The organism is Microbulbifer sp. ALW1 (assembly GCF_009903625.1).
Taxonomy (GTDB): Bacteria; Pseudomonadota; Gammaproteobacteria; order Pseudomonadales; family Cellvibrionaceae; genus Microbulbifer.
The window spans coordinates 1,190,202-1,209,838 of record NZ_CP047569.1 but is presented as its reverse complement, the minus strand read 5'-3'; the positions used below and the strand labels follow the sequence as shown (position 1 = coordinate 1,209,838).

At 54.9% G+C, this 19,637-nt stretch carries 17 protein-coding genes; 10 read left to right on the top strand and 7 right to left on the bottom strand.

Features of this window, described 5'->3' with window-relative positions:
* Nucleotides 1-8 precede the first annotated feature (8 nt).
* The 7 genes from GRX76_RS04950 to GRX76_RS04920 all read left to right on the top strand — a co-directional run bounded on the left by GRX76_RS04950 (nt 9) and on the right by GRX76_RS04920 (nt 9,838).
* A complete protein-coding gene (locus GRX76_RS04950) occupies nt 9-707 on the top strand; it encodes an aspartate/glutamate racemase family protein (RefSeq protein ID WP_160152293.1) in 699 nt (232 codons plus the stop codon).
* 197 nt (nt 708-904) lie between these two features.
* A complete protein-coding gene (locus tag GRX76_RS04945) occupies nt 905-2,305 on the top strand; it encodes a hypothetical protein (RefSeq protein WP_160152292.1) in 1,401 nt (466 codons plus the stop codon).
* 185 nt (nt 2,306-2,490) lie between these two features.
* Nucleotides 2,491-3,624, top strand: a complete 1,134-nt coding sequence (locus GRX76_RS04940) for a helix-turn-helix transcriptional regulator (protein ID WP_160152291.1) — start codon at nt 2,491-2,493, stop codon at nt 3,622-3,624.
* A gap of 206 nt (nt 3,625-3,830) precedes the next feature.
* On the top strand, nt 3,831-5,084 hold the full coding sequence (locus tag GRX76_RS04935) for a serine hydrolase (protein WP_160152290.1): 1,254 nt from the start codon (nt 3,831-3,833) through the stop codon (nt 5,082-5,084).
* Nucleotides 5,085-5,168: 84 nt separating this feature from the next.
* Nucleotides 5,169-7,364: a TonB-dependent receptor gene (locus GRX76_RS04930; protein ID WP_160152289.1), complete on the top strand. Its 2,196-nt coding sequence runs from the start codon at nt 5,169-5,171 to the stop codon at nt 7,362-7,364.
* 125 nt (nt 7,365-7,489) lie between these two features.
* Complete coding sequence (locus tag GRX76_RS04925) at nt 7,490-9,238, top strand: amidohydrolase (RefSeq protein ID WP_160152288.1); 1,749 nt, start codon at nt 7,490-7,492, stop codon at nt 9,236-9,238.
* 12 nt (nt 9,239-9,250) lie between these two features.
* Nucleotides 9,251-9,838: a DUF3237 family protein gene (locus GRX76_RS04920; RefSeq protein ID WP_160152287.1), complete on the top strand. Its 588-nt coding sequence runs from the start codon at nt 9,251-9,253 to the stop codon at nt 9,836-9,838.
* Nucleotides 9,839-9,902: 64 nt separating this feature from the next.
* Here GRX76_RS04920 and GRX76_RS04915 read toward each other — a convergent pair whose 3' ends face one another.
* The gene (locus GRX76_RS04915) at nt 9,903-10,532 is read right to left on the bottom strand and encodes a glutathione S-transferase family protein (protein WP_201276915.1); all 630 of its coding nucleotides are present in this window, start codon (nt 10,530-10,532) and stop codon (nt 9,903-9,905) included.
* A 231-nt stretch (nt 10,533-10,763) separates the two neighbouring features.
* Between GRX76_RS04915 and GRX76_RS04910 the strand changes: the two genes are divergently transcribed.
* Entirely contained in the window at nt 10,764-13,145 is a 2,382-nt protein-coding gene (locus GRX76_RS04910) for a hypothetical protein (protein WP_160152286.1), read from the top strand.
* 81 nt (nt 13,146-13,226) lie between these two features.
* Here the strand turns inward: GRX76_RS04910 and GRX76_RS04905 are convergent, their stop codons facing one another.
* The 4 genes from GRX76_RS04905 to GRX76_RS04890 all read right to left on the bottom strand — a co-directional run bounded on the left by GRX76_RS04905 (nt 13,227) and on the right by GRX76_RS04890 (nt 15,860).
* A complete protein-coding gene (locus GRX76_RS04905; RefSeq protein WP_201276914.1) occupies nt 13,227-13,577 on the bottom strand; it encodes a YciI family protein in 351 nt (116 codons plus the stop codon).
* A gap of 65 nt (nt 13,578-13,642) precedes the next feature.
* On the bottom strand, nt 13,643-14,086 hold the full coding sequence (locus GRX76_RS04900) for an SRPBCC family protein (RefSeq protein ID WP_201276913.1): 444 nt from the start codon (nt 14,084-14,086) through the stop codon (nt 13,643-13,645).
* Between the two features lie 32 nt (nt 14,087-14,118).
* Nucleotides 14,119-14,502, bottom strand: coding sequence for a YciI family protein (locus GRX76_RS04895; protein WP_160152285.1), 384 nt, complete (start codon nt 14,500-14,502; stop codon nt 14,119-14,121).
* A 116-nt stretch (nt 14,503-14,618) separates the two neighbouring features.
* The gene (locus GRX76_RS04890; protein ID WP_160152284.1) at nt 14,619-15,860 is read right to left on the bottom strand and encodes an RNA polymerase sigma factor; all 1,242 of its coding nucleotides are present in this window, start codon (nt 15,858-15,860) and stop codon (nt 14,619-14,621) included.
* A 219-nt stretch (nt 15,861-16,079) separates the two neighbouring features.
* Here GRX76_RS04890 and GRX76_RS04885 point away from each other — a divergent pair, with 219 nt between their 5' ends.
* Nucleotides 16,080-16,511 carry a cupin domain-containing protein gene (locus tag GRX76_RS04885; RefSeq protein ID WP_160152283.1) on the top strand — a complete coding sequence of 144 codons (432 nt, stop codon included), beginning with the start codon at nt 16,080-16,082 and terminating at the stop codon, nt 16,509-16,511.
* A gap of 72 nt (nt 16,512-16,583) precedes the next feature.
* On the opposite strand, the gene GRX76_RS04880 is transcribed toward GRX76_RS04885, so the two are convergent.
* Complete coding sequence (locus GRX76_RS04880) at nt 16,584-17,282, bottom strand: DUF3592 domain-containing protein (protein ID WP_160152282.1); 699 nt, start codon at nt 17,280-17,282, stop codon at nt 16,584-16,586.
* A gap of 155 nt (nt 17,283-17,437) precedes the next feature.
* Nucleotides 17,438-19,213, bottom strand: coding sequence for an ABC transporter transmembrane domain-containing protein (locus GRX76_RS04875; RefSeq protein WP_236250550.1), 1,776 nt, complete (start codon nt 19,211-19,213; stop codon nt 17,438-17,440).
* Here GRX76_RS04875 and GRX76_RS19150 point away from each other — a divergent pair.
* On the top strand, nt 19,212-19,601 hold the full coding sequence (locus GRX76_RS19150) for a hypothetical protein (RefSeq protein WP_201277015.1): 390 nt from the start codon (nt 19,212-19,214) through the stop codon (nt 19,599-19,601). The genes GRX76_RS04875 and GRX76_RS19150 overlap by 2 nt on opposite strands.
* Nucleotides 19,602-19,637 lie beyond the last annotated feature (36 nt).

The window sequence follows — 19,637 nt, the reverse complement described above, 5'->3', positions numbered from 1 at the left end:
GAAAAGCAATGAAGACCATTGGCCTGCTGGGCGGGATGAGCTGGGAATCGACCACCAGTTATTACAGGGCGATCAATGAGCGGGTGAAAGCACAATTGGGTGGCTTGCACTCGGCCAAGATCTGTCTGTACAGCGTGAACTTCGCGGAAATTGAACAGCTCCAACATGCCGGCGATTGGCCCGCAACGGCCAGGATTCTTGCGCAGGCTGCCAAATCGGTGGAGCAAGGTGGCGCAGACTTTCTGATGATCTGTACCAACACCATGCACAAGGTTTTTCACGAGATCCAATCACAAATTTCGATCCCAATTCTGCATATCGCCGATGCAACCGCGCAAAAGCTGGTGCGCGACAAAGTCACCACCGTCGGCCTGCTGGGTACGCGGTTCACTATGGAGCAGGACTTCTACAAAGGGCGACTTGTGGAAAACTTCGGTATCGAGGTAATTACTCCCACTCCCGAGGAGCAGACTCTGGTGCACGATGTAATTTACCAGGAGTTATGCCAGGGGTTAATTAAGCCTGAATCAAAGACTCGATATCTGCAGATCATCGAGCGCCTTCACCAGCGAGGTGCGCAGGCGGTAATTCTTGGCTGTACCGAAATTGCTTTGCTGGTGCAGCAGAGCGATACCCCTGTGCAGCTTTACGATACCACTGAGATTCACGCGGCCCGGGGTGTGGAGCTTGCGCTGTCTAAAGGTTAGCAAGCGGCTTTCACTCGGCCCGGAAGGATAGTCGAGATGGATGATCGGCGACACTTCCGGACAACGCTTTGGGAGATCCGAATCGGTCTATACTGACCATTTGTACCCGGCGAGCATCGATAACAATAATGAATGGATCGGAACTGCGACAGCCAAGGCTGACATCTCCGTTTCGCGTCCCAAACCGGAAGGCCACCATGTCTCTTAACAACTCCAAAGTAGACCTGCTCGGTATCGACTCACACACCATTAAGGATCTTGAGATCTTCGAATCCGACATGGACGATGCCAGCCTGTTTGATTTCTGCAATCGCACTCGCTCGATCGGTGGTGCGGCGGTACTGCGGCGACGCATGCAGAATCCCTGGGCCAGCGCGGAGCGCATTGCGGAAACCCAGCAGGCCATCGGCTTCATCACCGAACGGCGCGCAATCTTCCAGCAGCTACCTTCCATTTACGCCGTTGAAGGCACACAGAATTACCTACAGGAAATTCTGCCGAACCTGGACTTCCGTAATCGGTTCGAATTTATTCTGGGCTCACTCCAGGTCTGGATAAACCAGGACAGCCACTACTTCAGCATCGTGCGCGGTGCCCAGGCCAGCTGCCGCTTGATCCGCGCGCTGCGCCGGTTTGTCGCGCAACCGGAATTAAAAGGCGCCCCGGGTGAACTGGGGCCGCTACTGCAGCAATTGCGCGCGCTGCTCTCGCGCCCCAACTTTCGCATGGTGCCGGATTTTGATGTGGGTGCCTGGGGTACATGGAAGATGCTCAAGCTCGACCAGCTACTGCGGGTGAAAGAGAAAGACACGCTGATTCGCCTGATGGCATTGAATTACGAGCTGGAAGCACTGGTGTCCATGGCAGACGCCAATCAAGAACATGCTTTCATCGTGCCGGAGATCTGCACCGGCCCGATGCAGGTGAAAGCGGAAGGACTTTACCACCCCTATCTGGAAAACCCCGTTGCCAACCCTGTCTCACTCGATCAGCAGCGCCGCATACTGTTCCTCACCGGCCCCAATATGGCCGGCAAGACCACTTACCTGCGCGCCTTCGCCACCGCAATGTACCTCGCCCACCTGGGCATGGGCGTACCGGCGAAGTCCTTCAAGTTTGTACCGGTACAGTGGCTGTTCAGCTCCATCTCCTTGACCGACGATCTGCGTCGCGGGGTGAGTTACTTCCGCGCAGAGGCACTGCGAGTGAAGGCCGTAGCGGAAGCCGTGGCCCGGAATGAGAAAGTGCTGGCACTGATGGATGAACCCTTCAAGGGCACCAACGTGAAAGACGCATTTGAGGCATCGCTGGCGATCCTCGAACGTTTTTCCACCCGCGAGAACTGCCTGTTCATGTTCTCATCCCACCAGATAGAACTGAGTGATTACCTTCACCAACTGAACAATCAGGTGGACTGCCGCTATTTCGAAGCGGTGGAGACTGGCGAGCGGTTGCATTTTGACTACCGGTTACGAACAGGTATTTCCGATCAGCGACTTGGGATGCGGGTACTCAGGGAGGAAGGGATATTTGAGATTCTGGACCAAAGAGCAGCAATCAAAAAGGATTTTTCACGCCCGGAAGATCTTATATCGTAGAACATCTTGTCCTCGGTCATCGTTGAATATTCTGGCCTCACGGCATTGATACTGGTAGCGCAGCGCTGTGGATTGGCGCGTCATTTGCATCAGATCTTCAGCGCGGCGTCCGCCTAGTTTTCTCCGGTCGCAGGCGCGACACTCAGGAACCCCAGTTTGGGGTCCGTTAAATTTGCGAGTCATCTATGCGTCCTGAATTCCTGCAGCAAATGCTGCCAACCTTCTACAAGTCTGCGGAGCAGCCGGGCAACTGGTGCCGGGCGCTCGACCTGATCAAGAAAGAAATGCAGCTCGGTAGTGTGGTGGTGCAGATGCTCAAGCGCGATGGCAACCGCCTGAATCAGCAGTGGATCGTGCGGGATTCCGTTTCCACCGAGCATGCAGAAACCCACGACTGCCTGGTGAACAATGCGGACAACCCGCGCCTCGATCTCAGCCAAGCCAGGCTGCCGATGGCCGAGAGCATCGTCATTCGCGATGAGTACCGCACCACTGCCCAGGTTCCGCGCTTCAAGGCACTGCGCGAGCGCATGCAGCTACTGGGCCTCGGACGCCCTGCGATTCTGGGCGTGCAGCTGGGCGAGGATCGCAATCTGTGCATGATATTGCACCGACGTTACGACGATGCACGGGAGTTCAGTGAGGAGCAGGAGCGCTTCCTGCACCTGCTCACACCCCATCTGAAGCAGACCTTTTCCCTTGCGGAAAAGATCGGCCAACTGGAAGCCCGCTCGGAATTTCTTTCCCACTCTCTAGATCAGTTCAACACCGGCGTCGTAGTGCTCGACCGCCACGGCGGCCTGCACTGGAGCAACCACTGCGCCCGCCAGATTATCCAGCGCTCCCGCCATCTATCCTTGTCCGGAACAAAACTGCGCTGCGCCGCCAGTAGCGACCAGCGAATGCTCACCGAGTTGATCGACCGTGCAGGTACAGAACCGGGTACCCGGTTTGTGGGTGCCCTCGGCGCAGCCTGGGAGTCGCCGCTACAGTTACTGGCGGTCCCCATGCCTGCTGCGGGTCCTGCGGCGGCCCCCTACATTGCCCTGTACCTGTCCGAGAGCGAGGTCAGGCTGAACCTGCAGGCAATGGATATTGTGCAGCTATTCGGCCTTACACCCGCCGAGGCGAGGCTGGCGATCGCCCTCTGCGAGGGCAATTCGGTCAATGAATATGCCGCGACGCTGGGTATTGCCGTGGGTACAGTCCGCATCCAGCTGAAAAGCATCTTTTCCAAACTGGGAGTCCACCGCCAGCCCGAGCTGGTGCGTATGATCGGCTCGTCCATCTCGGCCAAGACCCTGCACAGCCTGAACTGATTTCTCCCCCTGTGCGGCGCCCGACATTGGGCGCCGCTGCCCTCCTGACAGACACCTCCCCTCGACTACTAACTGCATATTCTGCCTTCCGCATATCTCATATTGGATATGACACTCCGCTCGCCCATCCATAGCATCTAATCAGGGTTCGAAAATGATGACCGTGACAGCAGACGCTGTCCGGGTTTTGCCAGGAGTAATGGACAATGACAAAAAAACCAACCAAACAATTTCTCGCCAATGTTGCCGGCATTCTATCCATCGGCCTACTGCCGACATTGGTACACGCCAAAGTGACCCTGGAGCCTTTGGTGGCACAGGTTGGGCCCGAATCGGACGTGCCGGTGGCGATCCAGAATGCGCGCTGGCATATGAACGATGGCGATATCAATGTGCTGACCTTTCGCAGCATGGAAAGCCTGTTCACCACCCGCAAGGTCGCCCGCTCCGGCAACCCGTTCGCACTACCCCGCGAGGATCACACCCTCGACTTCAGCTATCGCTTTGAGGGCAAAACCTACACGCCAGAGGCCTTTCTCGATCGCACCTACACCAATGCCATGCTGGTGATGAAAGACGGCAAGATCGTCTACGAGAACTACCTCAATAACAGCAAGCCGGATACCCACTTTATGGGCTGGTCCATGACCAAGTCCCTGACTTCCCTACTGGTGGGCTGTGCGTTGGAAGAAGGGCGTATCCGCTCCCTCGACGACGACATCACCGACTACCTGCCAGAACTGAAAGAAGGCGCCTACAAGGGCGTCTCCATCCGCCAGGTACTGCAGATGCGCTCCGGGGTGGATTACGAGGAGAGTTACGAATTTGACAGCCCGGGAATCGCGGCGCGCAACCATATTCAGGCGCTGGTGAAGAACGTGGTGCGCTTTGCGGACGTGGCACGAAATATCCAGCACGCGCACCCGCCGGGTGAAGTGTTCCAGTACAAGACCATTGATACCGCGGTGCTCGGCCTGCTGCTGGAGCGCGTGAGCGGTGGCAGCAACCTGGCTTCGTATATGACCAGCCGCCTGTGGGAACCCCTGGGGGCCGAGTTCGATGGCTTCTTCATCATGGACGGCGAGCCGGGCACTGGGCGCGAGTTCAGCGGTGCCGGGTTCAACGCGGCACTGCGGGATTACGCCCGCGTGGGGCTGATGATGCTGAACCAAGGCAAGTTGAACAATAAGCAGATCATTCCCGTCGACTGGATCAAGGAATCAACCAGGCCCGCGGGCCCGGAAAAAGGCCCGATGGACTACGGCTATCAGTGGTGGACGGTTTCCAATACCCCGGCCTATTCCGCCATCGGCCTGCAGGGCCAGTTTATTTTCGTTGATCCCTCCACCAACACGGTGATCGTCAAGCTCAGTTATTTCCCGCCGCACGACAAGGATGACGCCGCGATGCGGGAGACCTTCAGCTTCTTTGAGGCCGCGTCCAAATGGCAGCCTGAATAAACCAGCCAAAAATCGGGGATGTAAAGCGGGCGAAGCGGTACTCGTCCATCGCAAATAATAAAGCAAGAGACCAAGGAGTATTCCGTGAAAAATCACCAGCTACTACTGGCGACACTTTTGGGTTCCGCCAGTAGCACTGTGCTCGCCCTGGCCAGCACACCAGAATTGGGTTCCAGTGCCGGATCCACAGCCGCGATTGAGGAAGTTGTAGTGACGGCCCAGCGCCGGGAAGAGAGCCTGGAAGACATACCCATGTCGGCGACGGCCTTGAGCGGCGACATGCTGAAAAGCCGGGGCGTAGCTAGCCTGAATGACTTGCAGACCGCATCGCCCTCACTTTCCATTAGTAACACTGGCCCGACGCTGAGTGTCAATATCCGTGGGATCGGGATCGCCACCAATACCCCGAATGTGACTGCCGGGGTGGCCACCTACATCGACGGTTTGTTCCAACCGCCCATCGTCCAGTCCAGCAGTTTCTACGATATCCAATCGGTGGAAGTATTACGCGGACCACAGGGCACCTTTGTGGGCAACAATTCCACCGGGGGGGCGATTTTTATCAATTCCAAATCACCGGATCTGGAAACCGTCGGCGGCTACGCCGAAACCTCCGTCGGCAACTTCAATAACCTCGGTTTTGAAGGCGCGGTCAATGTACCCGTATCCGACACCCTCGCTGTCCGGCTTGCGGGCTTCAAGCGGGACCGCGACAGTTTCTATAAGGATACCGGTCCCTACGACAACGACGCCGGCAAGTTGGAAGAATACAGCGGGCGTTTGGGTGTGCTCTGGGCGCCGGAAAATTTCGAGTTGCTGTTCAAGGCACAGACCAATAAACGGGATACCGGTGGCTATGCCGCGGCACCGATCCCCGGTACCACTTATGGTGATTTCCGCACCGGAGACGCGTTTACGCTGGCGTTTGACGAAGATGTGTCCTACGAAGATCGCGGCGATATGTTCAGCCTGAAACTGGATTACACACTGGCAAATGGCATTGTATTGCGTTCGCTCTCAGGCTATCAGGACAAGGAAATCACCAACGTATCCGACCTCGATGGCTCTTCAGCGCCGGTGATGGCCAATGGCGATATCGTGGAAGATTATTTCGCCAATGAAAAACAGCGCAGCCAGGAAATCAATGTGATCTCGCCGACGGATGGCAAGTTCGATTGGGTGCTGGGCGGTTACTACCAGGAAACCGATATCGACATCATGATCGTCGATGTCCAGGCCGGCTTTCCCACCGACATTCCCGGCGGGAATGCACGCACGGTGACCGGACTGTTTGCCCAGGGTAACTACGAATTCCTGCCATCCTGGGAGGTTCAGACCGGCATTCGCCACTCCACCTATGAAGTGAACGGTTGGGGCGGTATTTACGTGGGGCGCGATATTCCGGGCTTCCCCTCCGGTGGCCTACAGGTGGGCGACCTGTCGGGAGACTACGATGACAATCGCGTGACCGGAAAACTGGCATTGAACCGCTATCTGGACAATGGCCTGCTCTACGCCCAGATCTCCACCGGTTACAAGCCCGGCGGCTTCAACTCCACCACGTCCACCTTTGATGCGGAAGATGTCACCAGTTACGAGCTGGGCTGGAAGTTCAGTGCGCTCGAAGACCGTGTGCGCACACAGCTGACCGCTTTTTATAACGACTACCGCGATTTCCAGTTTGCCGCGCTGGAACCCTCTACCGGGGTGGAGGGTTCCGATAATATTGCGGACATGACGATTCAGGGGATCGAGGCACAGGTGCAGGCGCACCTGGGTAACTGGTTGTTAAGTGGCAACCTCGGTTATACCAACTCCGATCTTCCCGGGCAGAGCTTTGTGAATGCCCGCGCGCTGCCGGGCAGTGCGCTCGGACCACAATGCCCTGCGGGTATGCCCTCAATGCCGCCGGTCTGCTTCGACTATACGCCGTTTACGGAATCCACTACCGGCGGCAATGCACTCTATGCACCGGCGTGGACCTACAACCTCTCAGTGAGTTACGAGTTCGGCATGTCCGGTGGCCTCTACCTGATACCGAGCTTCAACTATTCCCATGTAGACAAGCAATACACCTACCTCGCCTACTCGCCCGAGTCCGATGTTCTGGAGAGCCGCAACTTGCTCAATGCCTCCCTGGCATTGGTAAGTGAACAGTGGCAGCTGGAAGCCTACGGCAGCAACCTGACAGACCAGGAGTATGTATCCGGCCAGTTTGGTATTACCGAGTTTTACGGTGCCCCGCGCCAATACGGACTGCGCCTAAGCGCCACCTTCTGATCAACCATGCGACCGCGTTTCGGTCGCTACTCCCTTTGGCCTGCGCACCCGGATTGCGCAGGCCTTTTTTGGCACTCAGTTTTTCAACAACTCAGTTTTTATGCAGTAACGTTTGCGGAGGATTTATGAGCGCCAGCCGTATGCGCAGCCAGCGTTTTCCAATTATTTATTTTTTTACCTGCACGATACTCGCGGTACTGGTATCCGGTTGCGAGCAGTATGCTGACCGTGTTCTCGTAAACGGCAATATCCATACGATGGACTCGGCACGGCCCCGGGCGACCGCGCTCGCAGTCACGGATGGCAAATTCTCCTATGTGGGCGATGAAGCGGGCGCCCGCGCCCAGATCGGGCCAGATACTGAAGTCGTTACCCTGGATGAAAACCTGGTATTGCCTGGGCTAATCGACACGCATACCCACCCGGGCATCCTCGCCCTGTTTGCCTCGACCGATCTGGTCGCTGCGCCCGATCCAGAACCGGAAGCATTGGTGCAATGGCTCAAGTCCTATGCCGCAGAGCACCCGGAAGTGCCGTTCATTATTGCCGGCTACTGGCGCACCACGGATTTCGGTATTGAGGGCCCCGACAAAGCCATGCTCGATCAGGTTGTGAGTGATCGCCCCGTCGCACTGATGGATGACTCCGGCCACAGCATGTGGCTGAACAGCAAGGCACTGGCGCTGATGGGCGTGACCGCCGAAACCCCGGATCCGGCACCTGGACTGGCCTACTACCAGCGCGGAGAAGACAACGAACCGACCGGCTGGATCAAGGAATTTACTTTCGCATCGATTCAGGAGCGGATTTTTGAAAGCGCCGATCCGGCCGTATTTGAGTCCAACCTGGAACATTTTCTGAACTACCTGTCCAGCAAAGGCGTCACCAGCCTGTACGACGGTGGCAACCTCGGGCTGCACGACAAGGTTTACGGAATACTGGCGAAACTGGACCGGGCTGGTCGCCTGCCCCTCCGCTATGAGGGCACCTACCACGTTCACCTGCCGGAGCAGATCGACAGCGCCATTGCGGAAATAAAACGCCTGCGCGCGACTTACGCCGGTCCGCACCTGCAGTTCAATGCGGTAAAAATCCATTTTGACGGGGTACACGAAATCCGTACCTCCGCGGTGCTGGACGACTTCGAAGACGACCCGGGCAACCACGGTGGCACCCTGATTGAACAGGCGCGCCTGATCGAATTTATCGGCGAATTGCACCGGGAAAAGCTTGACCTGCACATGCACGTGGTGGGCGACAGGGCGACCCGCCTGGCCCTAGACGCCTATGAGGCGGCGAAACACGAAGACTGGGATTATCCACAACTGACACTCTGCCATCTGGAACTGGTGGACGATGCGGATATTCCCCGGTTCAGGGAGCTCGGCGTCATCGCCAACTTTACCCCGCACTGGTTCGGGGATCTTTACCAGGGTGCAGCATCCAGCCTGGGTGAACGCAATACCCACAAGATGCGCGCTCGATCGTTTATCGAGTCCGGCGCCACCGTGACCTTTTCCAGCGACGTGGTAGTGCCAGAAGAACTCGAACGCGCGAATCCCTTTCTCGGTATGCAAATCGGGATCAACCGGCAGGATCTAGAGGACGGCGTAACGGCAAAGGTGATGCAACCGGCTTCCGAACGCCTCGAACTCCGGCAGCTTCTCACGGGGTACACAATCAATGGCGCTCGCCAATTAAGGAAGACAGAGGAGCTTGGGTCCATCGCGGTCGGTAAAAACGCGGACCTTGTTATCCTCAAAGACAATGTTTTTTCCCGCGACCGCTACCAGATTCACAGCGCAAGAATCACCAAAACCATGCTGGGCGGAGAATTTGTTTTCGACGACCAGCGCGTACAGACAGAGAACTAATGGAGTAAATGTATGGCTACCGATATAAAAAAAAGATCCACCTTACTCGGGCTGGCTGGTGCAGTGGGCGCGCTGGGTATGGCTGCGCCGGTTTCAGCGCGGACGCGGGAACTGTTCAAAACACCGGAGGAGCGCACACTGAATGCGGAGCTGGTGCTGCAAATTCACGTAGAGCTCGGCGAGACTGAAGATATGGGAATGAGTGCCGATGGCCACCGTATCAATTACCCGATTGTGGGCGGGCATTTCAGTGGCCGCGGCTTGCAAGGCAAGGTCATACCCGGCGGTGCCGATATGTCGGTCGAACGCAATGATGGGGTCACCATGATCAACGCCCTGTATCGCCTGAAAACCAACGAGGGCGACATCATCATTATCGACAACGCTGGTATCTGGCGCCCGAGTCATACAGGCCTTAAAAAATTACAGGCCGGTGCAAAGCTCTCGGCTGAGGATTATTACTGCCTGACAACGCCCAAATTTAAAACTCCACCGGGTAAACACAACTGGCTCACACAAAGTATTTTTGTCGGCACGATTGATGATACCAGCGAAAATGCCGTACTGATCGGTTGCTACCTGATGAACCAGATTGGATAGGCTTGGCATACAATGCCGATCTGAAAACTGCTAGTGACCGTATTCAGCTAACCGGGTTATTTGGTTAGTCCTTGGTTGCGGCAAGTCCCTCGGCTATCCTCTTTGGTGCAGAGGGACGAGCATACATTCGCTCCAGATACTCCTGCAGTCGGGGCGCGCTTTGCAAAAATTTCTCTTCATTAGCCCAATCGAGTGTATAGGCCGCATTGAAGTCGGCCACACTTAACCGGTCGCCAACAATGAATTCACGTCCCTCCATGTGCTGCTCCAATACAGACACCATTGCAACCCCGTCTTTTCTCGCCAGCTCGATATCCTGTGGCAATCGCTTGTCCTTCGGGTATATAAAGGTTTGTCGGGCGATACGCCACAGCGGCTGTTCGATTTCCGTCACCAGGAAAAACATCCAACGGTACATCTGCGCCCTTTCCGCTATGGACTGGGGAATAAAGCCGGCTTCGGGATGTTTTTCAGCAAGATATAGCTGGATCGCTGCCGATTCAGTCAGTACTAGGTCACCGTCCACCAGAACGGGAACTTTGGCGGCGGGGTTAAGTGCAAGAAAATCTTTCTGATGTGCCTCACCTTTTAATAGGTCAACCGGGTGCAGTTCGTATTCCAGACCCAGCTCATTCAGCATCCAAAGTACGCGTATTACGCGGGTTGGTGGCGATCCGTAAAGTTTGATCATCATGAACTCCTCCGTTATCAGTGGCGATGCAATTTCGGATTACTATTTTGCACGCATCTTGTGCCGGCCAATAAAGGCCGATACGCATGTAAGAAAATCGAAAAGATAAGGATAGTCACCAAACTTCGCTCCAATTTGTGAAGATGGCGCCAAATGGAACGGACGTGCAATTGATGCCGTCATTACTCGATAGTACGATGACTGATCCGCCACAACATTGCACAGGAGCAATACATGGATTGGAATTATGCGGTAAAGACGTTAACGCTTTCCCTTTTTCTAACCGCTTGTGGAGGAGGCGGGGGAGGTGGAGGTTCCGAAAAGCCACCGGAACAGCCAGCTCCTTCTATTACTCAATATTCAATATCCGCCAGCGCTGATACGGGAGGTAGCATTTCACCCACCAGCGCATCAATCAATAGTGGCGACGCTCTTGAACTCACAATAACCCTGGACGAGGGTTACGAAATCGACCAAGTGTCTGGCTGCAACGGCTCACTCTCTGACCTCGTATATACCACTGGCCCAATAACGCAGAACTGCGAAATAACCGTATCCTTTCTGGAAATCATTCCGGATACAGTTATGCCTTCTGTATCCGTACTTTTCCCGGGCCCGGTATCATTAAGTGGTGCGACCAATCTGACAATTTCAGGTATCGCATCGGATGACAGGTCAGTAGCTTCTGTCCGGGTAAATGGACTTGAAGCGCTCCTAACGCGACCTTCGAAATCTTCCAGCTCATTGAGTACGGAAGATAGCGACCATACCGACTGGAGCCTATCGCTACCCATGGAAACAAACGCTTTGATGTCATTGAATATCGAAGTGGAAGATGAATATGGAAATATCGCTAGCGCCATTCGGTCAACTTCCATTCAGTCCGATCAGCGAAGAATTCCGGACAATTTTGAAATTGATCAAGCAACCCGCAAATTGATCGGAAAAGTGGACAGCCGCACATTCGTCACTTGGGGGTTGGACGACGGCTCATACATGGAGAGTGTCAGCTTTAACAATAACAATTGCTACGCCACCGCGCTTAAGTTTGATACAAGTGAATTTCTTTGCGTGTCCAACAATGGGCACAAAATTAGCGTATATGGAAAATCACTCGCAACCGGCACCGAGAGAATAATATTCGACGCCGAATACCCGATTAACCAACAGGAATGGCCTTATTTAACGGTAAAAGATGCACAGGTTTCACCAGACAGCTCCATCGTCTACATTCTATTGCGCCTGAATTCAGCAGATGGAGATTACTATTCGATGCGCTCGTCGCTACTGGCGCTCGACCTATCTTCCGGAAGTTTGACGACCACGATAGATGGAACCACTGGTTCACCAGATGTTTTTGCCTCGCCAGAATTTTCCATTGTAGAAGATGGCTTTATTGCCTTCAGTGGGATATTCGACAGCAGCGGCCTAAAGAAATACAGTCTCGACGGAAAAAATGTTACCACCATCACCGAATCACCAATAATTTATGGGCAGGAAATAACCGTCGATTCCGCAAACCAATATGCGTACATAACTGGCATCAATGGTATTGAAAAAGTTGATCTCACGACGGGCGAGCAAGTTTTGCTTTCCTCGGAAACCAAAGATCAAGAGATTCCTGTCACCCAAGTCTATTCTGTCGCCCTGGATGAAAGTACCCAGAGACTTATCATTGGAGATGGTGGCTACGGTTATATCTACACTGTCGACATCAATTCAGGAGAAAAATCCGGCTTGATTGCTCGCAGTATTGGGACAGGTAAGCATACCTACTGGCCCTCAGCGTTGGCTCTGGATGAACCCTCAAACATTCTGTATGCACTTGACGAGGGAGGAAATTCAAGTGAAACCCTGCTTGCCATTGACTTGCAGACAGGCAACCGCGCAACCATGGGCCACTTTGACTTAGATTGTTTTAGATCCGTTCGTGATTTGATACATGACCCGGAAGGTCAAAGACTTATCGCGGTGTTTAGCCATGCCGTTTTTTCAGTATCCACAGTAGACAATCAATTAACACCGCTAGCGGGATCAACGGAGAATGCCTGTTCACAAACGTCGATTCACTTCGGCGGCGCAAGTCTCGATAAAGCCAACAACCGTCTTTTCCTGACCGATTTATATAGCAGCTCCATACTGGCTCTGGATCTGGCGACGCGATCAATAACTACCCTGTATTCTTCTCCAGATCTCGGCGGCGCCATCGATATAGAGCTGAATGAGTCGACAGAAAATCTTCTAATAGCCTCCAAGTCACTCGCAAAAATCATCCAATTTAACCCCGAAACCAAGGAGCACTCTGTACTCGTTGACTCCTGCCAAATGTCGGATGGTAGCGATGCGTTCGAAGAAGATTATCGCGGAATAGAATACATGCATTTGGATGCCCACAGTCGAAGGCTGTGGATCATGGCCAATGTTCTGGTTCGCTATGATCTGGATAGTGGCACATGTACCACAATGCCGTTCAAGGGCAACGGATACGGTATTACCACTCAGGATCAGATTCGCGATGTCGCCCTAAAGGCGACCGGCGAGCTTTACGGTGCAGGGTACAATAATGTGGTACAGATTAATTTTGAAACGGGAGATATGGTAACCGTTTCCCAGTAGCTGAGCTCTTGCCGCCTGAATCACTTCGGGCGGCATAGCCCCTGAATTACAACAAGATGATTTTCTGACCCTTTTCGCTGCTCAAAGTGTCGGAATCGGCATACACTCCATCACTTCCACACCATCACCCGGGAAAATACTGAAGCTTGGGTGCCCTTCAAACAGCTTTGCAGCGGCTTCGTGGGATTCCGCCTTGACGATGACGTACCCGGTCATGTTATTACGGGTATCGACGATACCGTCATCATCGATGCGCTTGGTTTTACCCAGCGGTCCACCCTCGACCACCAGAATATCTTTATGCTGTTCCATCCAGCCGGTCCAGGCGGCCATGCCTTCCTTCATCCTTTGCTGCTGTTCAGTTTCGGATAAATTTTCCCATTTCTTCATGGAATCCGGCGTGCCGAGATATATAGCGAGGAAGTTTTTCACGGTGTCTCCTTGTGTTGATACTGTTTGTCGTGAAAGTAGGATTGCAGTGTTTTCCAAAACACGCGTTACTGATTGATTTCCGGTTCAACCAGGCGGGCCAGTGCGGCCATGGATTCTTGCCAGCCCAGGTAGCACATCTCCACCGGAATCACCTCAGGGATGCCCTCCTGGACGATTGTGAGTTCGGTTCCGCAGGTAACAGGCTTAAAGGTGACCGTCACTTCCATGGTGCCGGGCAGGTTGGGGTCATCGAAGGTATCGATGTAGCGAATCCGCTCGTTCTCGGCGATCTCCTTGAATTCGCCGCCAAACGAGTGACTGTCTCCGGTGGTGAAGTTGGTAAAGGACGCCTTGTAGGTGCCGCCTACTTTAGCCTCCAGGTGCTCGTAGATAGCGTAGAAGCCATCCGGCGGGGACCACTTGGCCATGGCGTGCGGGTTGGTAAAGGCGCGGTACACGCGCTCCACGGGTGCGCGCAATACACGGTGTAGACGAACGGTACCGGTCATGATTTGTCTCCCCTTCTGTTAATTGGCATTTGTTAGTCGGCGTCGCCGCCGGCCTGATTACCCTCGGCCAACAGCTCCCGCGCAGGGCGGACTTCTACCGAGCCGTAGCGCGCCGGTGGAATTTTTCCGGCCAGCGCAATGGCCTCGTTGAGGTCCCTGGCTTCGAGCATGTAAAAACCGGCGAGCTGTTCCTTGGTTTCGGCAAAGGGGCCGTCGGTAACGGTGACCCGGTTGTCGCGGACCCGCACGGTGGTCGCCGAGCTGGTGGGCATCAGTGGACTGCCGGAAACGTAGTGACCGCTTTCACTCAGACCGGCAACACAGGCAATACACTCCTGATTGAGCGCATCCCACTCCTGCTGGGACTTGCTCTCCATGAGCTTCTCGTCGTAATAGACCAGTGCCAGATACTTCATTCTCTGCTCCTTTTGTGTCAGCCCGGTGTGGGTAATGGCTGGTTCATTAACTAGTCGTTCGGAGACGACGGAATTCGACAGCGGGATGAAAATTTTTTAAAAAATTTTTCGGATATTCAGTCGTCTTCCAATTCCGCCAGGCGGCGCGCGAGGAAACGCTGTTCCGGCTCCTGCTGCGCCAACGCCAATGCAGCTTGGTATGCGGCGCACGCCTCCTCTTTTTGCCCCAGGCGACGGTAGAGATCGGCCCGGGCGGCGTGGCAAAGGTGATAATTTGTCAGCAGCCCACGCTCAAGCAGGTTATCGATCAGTTGTAACCCCTGCGCGGGTCCATCCCGCATCGCCACCGCGACCGCGCGATTGAGTTCGATCACGGGGGACGGCGACATTTCCAGCAAGGCATCGTAGAGACCAACGATCTGTGGCCAGTCAGTATCCTCCATGGAATGGGCTTCCGCATGCACCGCGGCGATGGCTGCCTGCAGGGTATAGGGGCCGAACCGACGGCTGGCCAGCGCCCCCAGCACCCGTTCACTTCCCTCGTGAATCTGTTGCCCATCCCAGAGTGACCGGTCCTGCTGCTCCAGCAATATCAGTTCGCCATCGGCAGATACCCGCGCCGCACGGCGCGCATCCTGCAACAGCAATAGTGCCAGTAGCCCTTCGGCTTCCGGCTCCGGTAGCAGCTGGCACACCAGGCGCGCGAGGCGAATGGCCTCTGCAGCCAGGTCCTGACGAATCAGGTTTTCACCGGCCGAGGCGGAGTAGCCCTCATTGAAGATCAGGTAAATGGCATGCAGAACGCTATCCAGGCGTTCGGGTAACTGTTCCGCTTCGGGAACCTCATAGGGGATTTTGGCGTCGCGGATTTTTGCCTTGGCGCGCACAATGCGCTGCGCCAGGGTGGGCGTGGACGTCAGGAAGGCGCTGGCTATCTCTTCCGTGGTAAGCCCGCACACTTCGCGCAGGGTAAGCGCGAGTCGCGCTTCCGGCGCCAGACTGGGGTGGCAGCAGGTAAAGATCAGGCGCAGTCGGTCGTCCTCAATGCTCGGCTCGTCCTCCCCCTCGGTGGTCAGTTCTGATGCAAGTCGTTCGGCGACATCCTCATAGGACACATCAAAGCGTGCCTTGCGACGCAGCTGGTCGATGGCCTTGAAGCGCCCGGTGGAGACCAGCCAGGCGCGGGGGTTATCCGGTACCCCATCCACCGGCCATTGAGTGATGGCGGCGGCAAAAGCATCGTGCAGGGCCTCTTCCGCCAGGTCGAAATCCCCCAGCAGGCGAATAAGGGTGGCGAGCACGCGGCGTGATTCGGTCTGGTAAAGCTGGTCAAGCCAGGCTTGGGATACGACAGTCATAGGTAAATGGTATTGATCGACAAGTTATAGGTAGAACAGTTTAGCTAGAGCGTTTATAGCGAGCCCCGTTATGACAGGATTGCTGCTGGTATTATTTATCGATATTTCCGCGACAAATAATGTTAAATAGGTCCAAGCGATAAACTCTGTACATTCAGCTTTGGATCAACTGGCTGGAAATCGGTTCTGTTTTGTTTTTATTATTCGACCCGGGTATCCATGAAAAATATCTTGTCGGGCTTTTTAAGTATTGCCCTGTTAACTTCCAACAGCATACTCGCCTCCGCAGATGCGACGAACGATGCTGGTTATATCATTGAGCGCGAGACTGAGATAGCCACTCAGCAGCCGGGTCCGCACAAAGGTGGCGGTGAAACTACCGGCTTTTCCTTTTTCGCCGATGCACCGTCCATGGATACGGTATTCAAAAAGCGGATACTGCATCCGGGTTCTGCCATTGGCTATCACGAGCAGCACAAGGACGAGATCTATTACGTGGTCAGTGGCAGCGGCGAACTGACCATGAACGGCCAGAAATCCGAGGTGGGTCCTGGCACCGCAATTCTCACACGCCCCGGAAACTCCCATGGGCTCAGGCAGATTGGAAAAGACGATCTGGTGATTTTTATTGTCTACCGCAAGCACCAATAAAAAAGGGGCCGCGCTTAACAAGCGCGGCCCCTTTTTCGCATCTCCAGACCTGACCAGGTGTCAGAGCGAAGGTTAACTCGCCAGCTTCGGCAGGAAAGAAATATCAACGTAGTACTTCTTGGGATTATCCTTCTCGATCAAGACGGTAATCTCTTCATCGGCAATGTGATCCGTGGGGTCAAACCAGATGTTCTCACTGCGGAATACATGTACTTCCGATTTCTCCGGGTTTTCCCACTGAACGTTAATCTGGTACGGGCTTCTGCCGTTTACCTTGAGGGAATGATTGAGATCAATGCTCTTCAACCTGGCCTTGACCGGGGTTCCGTTTTTCTTCAAAAACGCGATCTTCTTGTTTTTCAGGTTACCGAAAACAATGATGGAAAGGCCTACGATCAGGAATACCGAGCCCAACCCCGCCAAAATGGTTGCCCCGCCCCACAAGGAGAAGAAGCCGTTGATCTTGGCTCGCTGTGGAGCACTTTCTGGATACAGAACCTCAACAACTTCGCCCTCGTGATAGCTTGGGGGATTGCTGCTCGATGAAGATCTGAACTCGATCAACACACCGTTTTTGTCCATAAATTGCACCACGGGTGCATAGGTAACCGAGTCGCTGGAGCGGGAGGGCACCAGCGCTACCACGGTGCCATCGGCAGATGCCGCACTCTTCAGAAAATCCTGGGTGCTGGTAAAGAAGAAAAATGCCCCCGCGAGCATCGCAAGGCCGATTGCGGTGAACACAAACTTAATGATTGAAACTGCTTTCATTACTATCCCTATAGTGACTGATAGTGACTGAATCCTTCAAAGCGGCAATTGCTTCCCGCTTATCGTCGACGCCCCCGCAATGCATACGCAACCTATGTAATACCAGCAAGGGTGGCGCGCAGTTTAACAGAGACCACAGGCCCAATGTCAGGCGATTACTCGAGGACCGGTTTTTGGCCCTCGGAATCACGAAACTGTAATTCAGCCAGCCTCTTGTAAAGGGGAGAGGTCGTCACGAGCTCCGCATGCCTGCCCTGCGCCACCAGCTGCCCCTGATCCAATACCGCAATACTATCGGCGTGCAATATCGTCGCCAGCCGATGGGCAATGATGATGGTTGTGCGGTTTTGCATCAGCGCTTCCAGCGCCTGTTGCACGTGGTACTCGCTCTCGGCATCCAGTGCGCTGGTAGCTTCGTCCAATAGCAGAATTTTCGGGTCTTTGAGGATGGCGCGGGCAATGGCGATCCGCTGCTTCTGGCCACCAGACAGGCGGGTGCCCTGCTCCCCCAGATGGCTGTTGTAGCCATCCGGCAGCTGTTCAATAAATTCGTGGGCATGGGCGGCCTTGGCGGCCGCAATCACTTCCGCGTCGCTGGCATCGGGTTTGCCGTAACGGATGTTGTACCAGACATCATTGGTAAACAGCGCTGGTTGCTGCGGTACCACCGCGATCTGTTTGCGCAGGGTTGCGGTATCCATTTCGCGAATGTCGATACCACCTAGGGTGATGCGTCCGCGCAGTGGATCGTAGAAGCGCTGCAGCAATTCCAGCAGGGTGGATTTACCGGCACCGGAGGGGCCAACCAGTGCCAAGCTTTTGCCCGCCGCCACCATCAGGTTCAGTCCGCGAATCGCGAGCTGATCGGGGCGGGATGGGTAACTGAATGCAACCCCCTCAAAGGCGACCTGGGCACTGGCCATGGGACTCACTTCCTGGCTCTGCACATGTTCGCTGGCGGCGGGGATTTCCGCTTGAACATTCAGCAAATCCACCAATCGCTCGGTGGCGCCGGTCGCCCGCTGCAGTTCGCCGTAGACCTCCGAAATGGTCGCGACCGCAGAGCCCATCATGATGGCGTAAAACACAAAGGCGGCCAGGTCGCCGGCGGTCATGCGGCCGGCAATCATGTCATTCCCGCCTACCCACAGCAGGCCGCTGACGGCACCAAACATCAGCAGTATGACCACGGCGATTAACAGCGCGCGCTGGCGAATACGGCGCTTGGCAACACCAAAGGCGGTTTCAACCTCTTTGCCGAAGGCCTGCTTCTCGTAGCTTTCCCGGGTGTAGCTCTGAACGGTTTTGATGTGCTGAATAATCTCCCCGGCGTAGCTGCCCACATCGGCAATAGAGTCCTGGCTGGCCTTGGACAACTTCCGCACACGTCGCCCGTAGAGCACGATGGGCAGTAATACCAGGGGCACTCCCACAAGTACGATCAGGCTCAATTTAATGTTGGTGAAGAGCAACAGAATCAGTGCACCGACAAACATCAGGGCACTGCGCAAGGCCATGGAGAAGGAGGTACCGACAATATGTTGCAGCAGGGTGGTATCGGTGGTGAGGCGGGACATGATCTCGCCACTGCGGTTGGTTTCAAAATAGCTGGGGTGCAGGGTCACGATGTGGTTGAACACTGCCTTGCGCAGATCCGCCACTACCCGCTCACCAATCCAGGACACAAGGTAAAACCGCGTGTAAGTACCTATGGCCATCAGGAACGCCAGCCCGATGATCACCAACACCGCGTGGCTCAGCGCTTCACTGGAATTTGCCACAAAGCCCTTGTCGACCAGTAGCCGCACACCTTGGCCAATGGCCAGGGTGACTCCCGCAGTGAATACTAACGCCACGCCGGCGGCAAATAGCACTTTCTTGTAAGGGCGCATAAACCGCCAGAGCGCGGCCATCATTGCCGGAAACGTCATGCTTGATGCGCTTTGGGGAACTGTCGTAGTGGCTACTGGGGTATGGGGGGTATTGGACATATTGCTGTCTGTATTGATGGGCAACTGCTTGAATTCACTGCGAATAATGCACCAGCGCTTTCGCCATCGCATTCTCGAGTCCACCCATAATCGCACATTCGGTGGCGTATGCTGCCAACTTAAATTACACGCCGCCCGTCGCTCTTTCTCTCCGCTCTATCGTCGTTCCTGGTGCAACTACCGCTTTTTCCGCAATCCGGGAATTTCCAAATCTTCACACTTCAGCAATAATAATTTCACGATTCAATTTCCGGCCGCGCTGTTTGGTCATGGATGTCCTGCCTGGCAGGCGACCGATGGCGCCAATAACAACGGAACATATCGCTGATTTTTATCAGTGTTTGACTTGAAACAGGGACGTTTC

Bases quoted from the DNA above. Each gene is read 5' to 3' on its own strand.
- GRX76_RS04925 (WP_160152288.1), top strand. From the start codon at position 7,490: ATGAGCGCCAGCCGTATGCGCAGCCAGCGTTTTCCAATTATTTATTTT.
- GRX76_RS04895 (WP_160152285.1), bottom strand. From the start codon at position 14,502: ATGAAGTATCTGGCACTGGTCTATTACGACGAGAAGCTCATGGAGAGC.
- GRX76_RS19150 (WP_201277015.1), top strand. From the start codon at position 19,212: ATGCTTGATGCGCTTTGGGGAACTGTCGTAGTGGCTACTGGGGTATGG.
- GRX76_RS04945 (WP_160152292.1), top strand. From the start codon at position 905: ATGTCTCTTAACAACTCCAAAGTAGACCTGCTCGGTATCGACTCACAC.
- GRX76_RS04935 (WP_160152290.1), top strand. From the start codon at position 3,831: ATGACAAAAAAACCAACCAAACAATTTCTCGCCAATGTTGCCGGCATT.
- GRX76_RS04940 (WP_160152291.1), top strand. From the start codon at position 2,491: ATGCGTCCTGAATTCCTGCAGCAAATGCTGCCAACCTTCTACAAGTCT.
- GRX76_RS04920 (WP_160152287.1), top strand. From the start codon at position 9,251: ATGGCTACCGATATAAAAAAAAGATCCACCTTACTCGGGCTGGCTGGT.
- GRX76_RS04910 (WP_160152286.1), top strand. From the start codon at position 10,764: ATGGATTGGAATTATGCGGTAAAGACGTTAACGCTTTCCCTTTTTCTA.
- GRX76_RS04890 (WP_160152284.1), bottom strand. From the start codon at position 15,860: ATGACTGTCGTATCCCAAGCCTGGCTTGACCAGCTTTACCAGACCGAA.
- GRX76_RS04950 (WP_160152293.1), top strand. From the start codon at position 9: ATGAAGACCATTGGCCTGCTGGGCGGGATGAGCTGGGAATCGACCACC.
- GRX76_RS04885 (WP_160152283.1), top strand. From the start codon at position 16,080: ATGAAAAATATCTTGTCGGGCTTTTTAAGTATTGCCCTGTTAACTTCC.
- GRX76_RS04900 (WP_201276913.1), bottom strand. From the start codon at position 14,086: ATGACCGGTACCGTTCGTCTACACCGTGTATTGCGCGCACCCGTGGAG.
- GRX76_RS04880 (WP_160152282.1), bottom strand. From the start codon at position 17,282: ATGAAAGCAGTTTCAATCATTAAGTTTGTGTTCACCGCAATCGGCCTT.
- GRX76_RS04875 (WP_236250550.1), bottom strand. From the start codon at position 19,213: ATGACGTTTCCGGCAATGATGGCCGCGCTCTGGCGGTTTATGCGCCCT.
- GRX76_RS04915 (WP_201276915.1), bottom strand. From the start codon at position 10,532: ATGATGATCAAACTTTACGGATCGCCACCAACCCGCGTAATACGCGTA.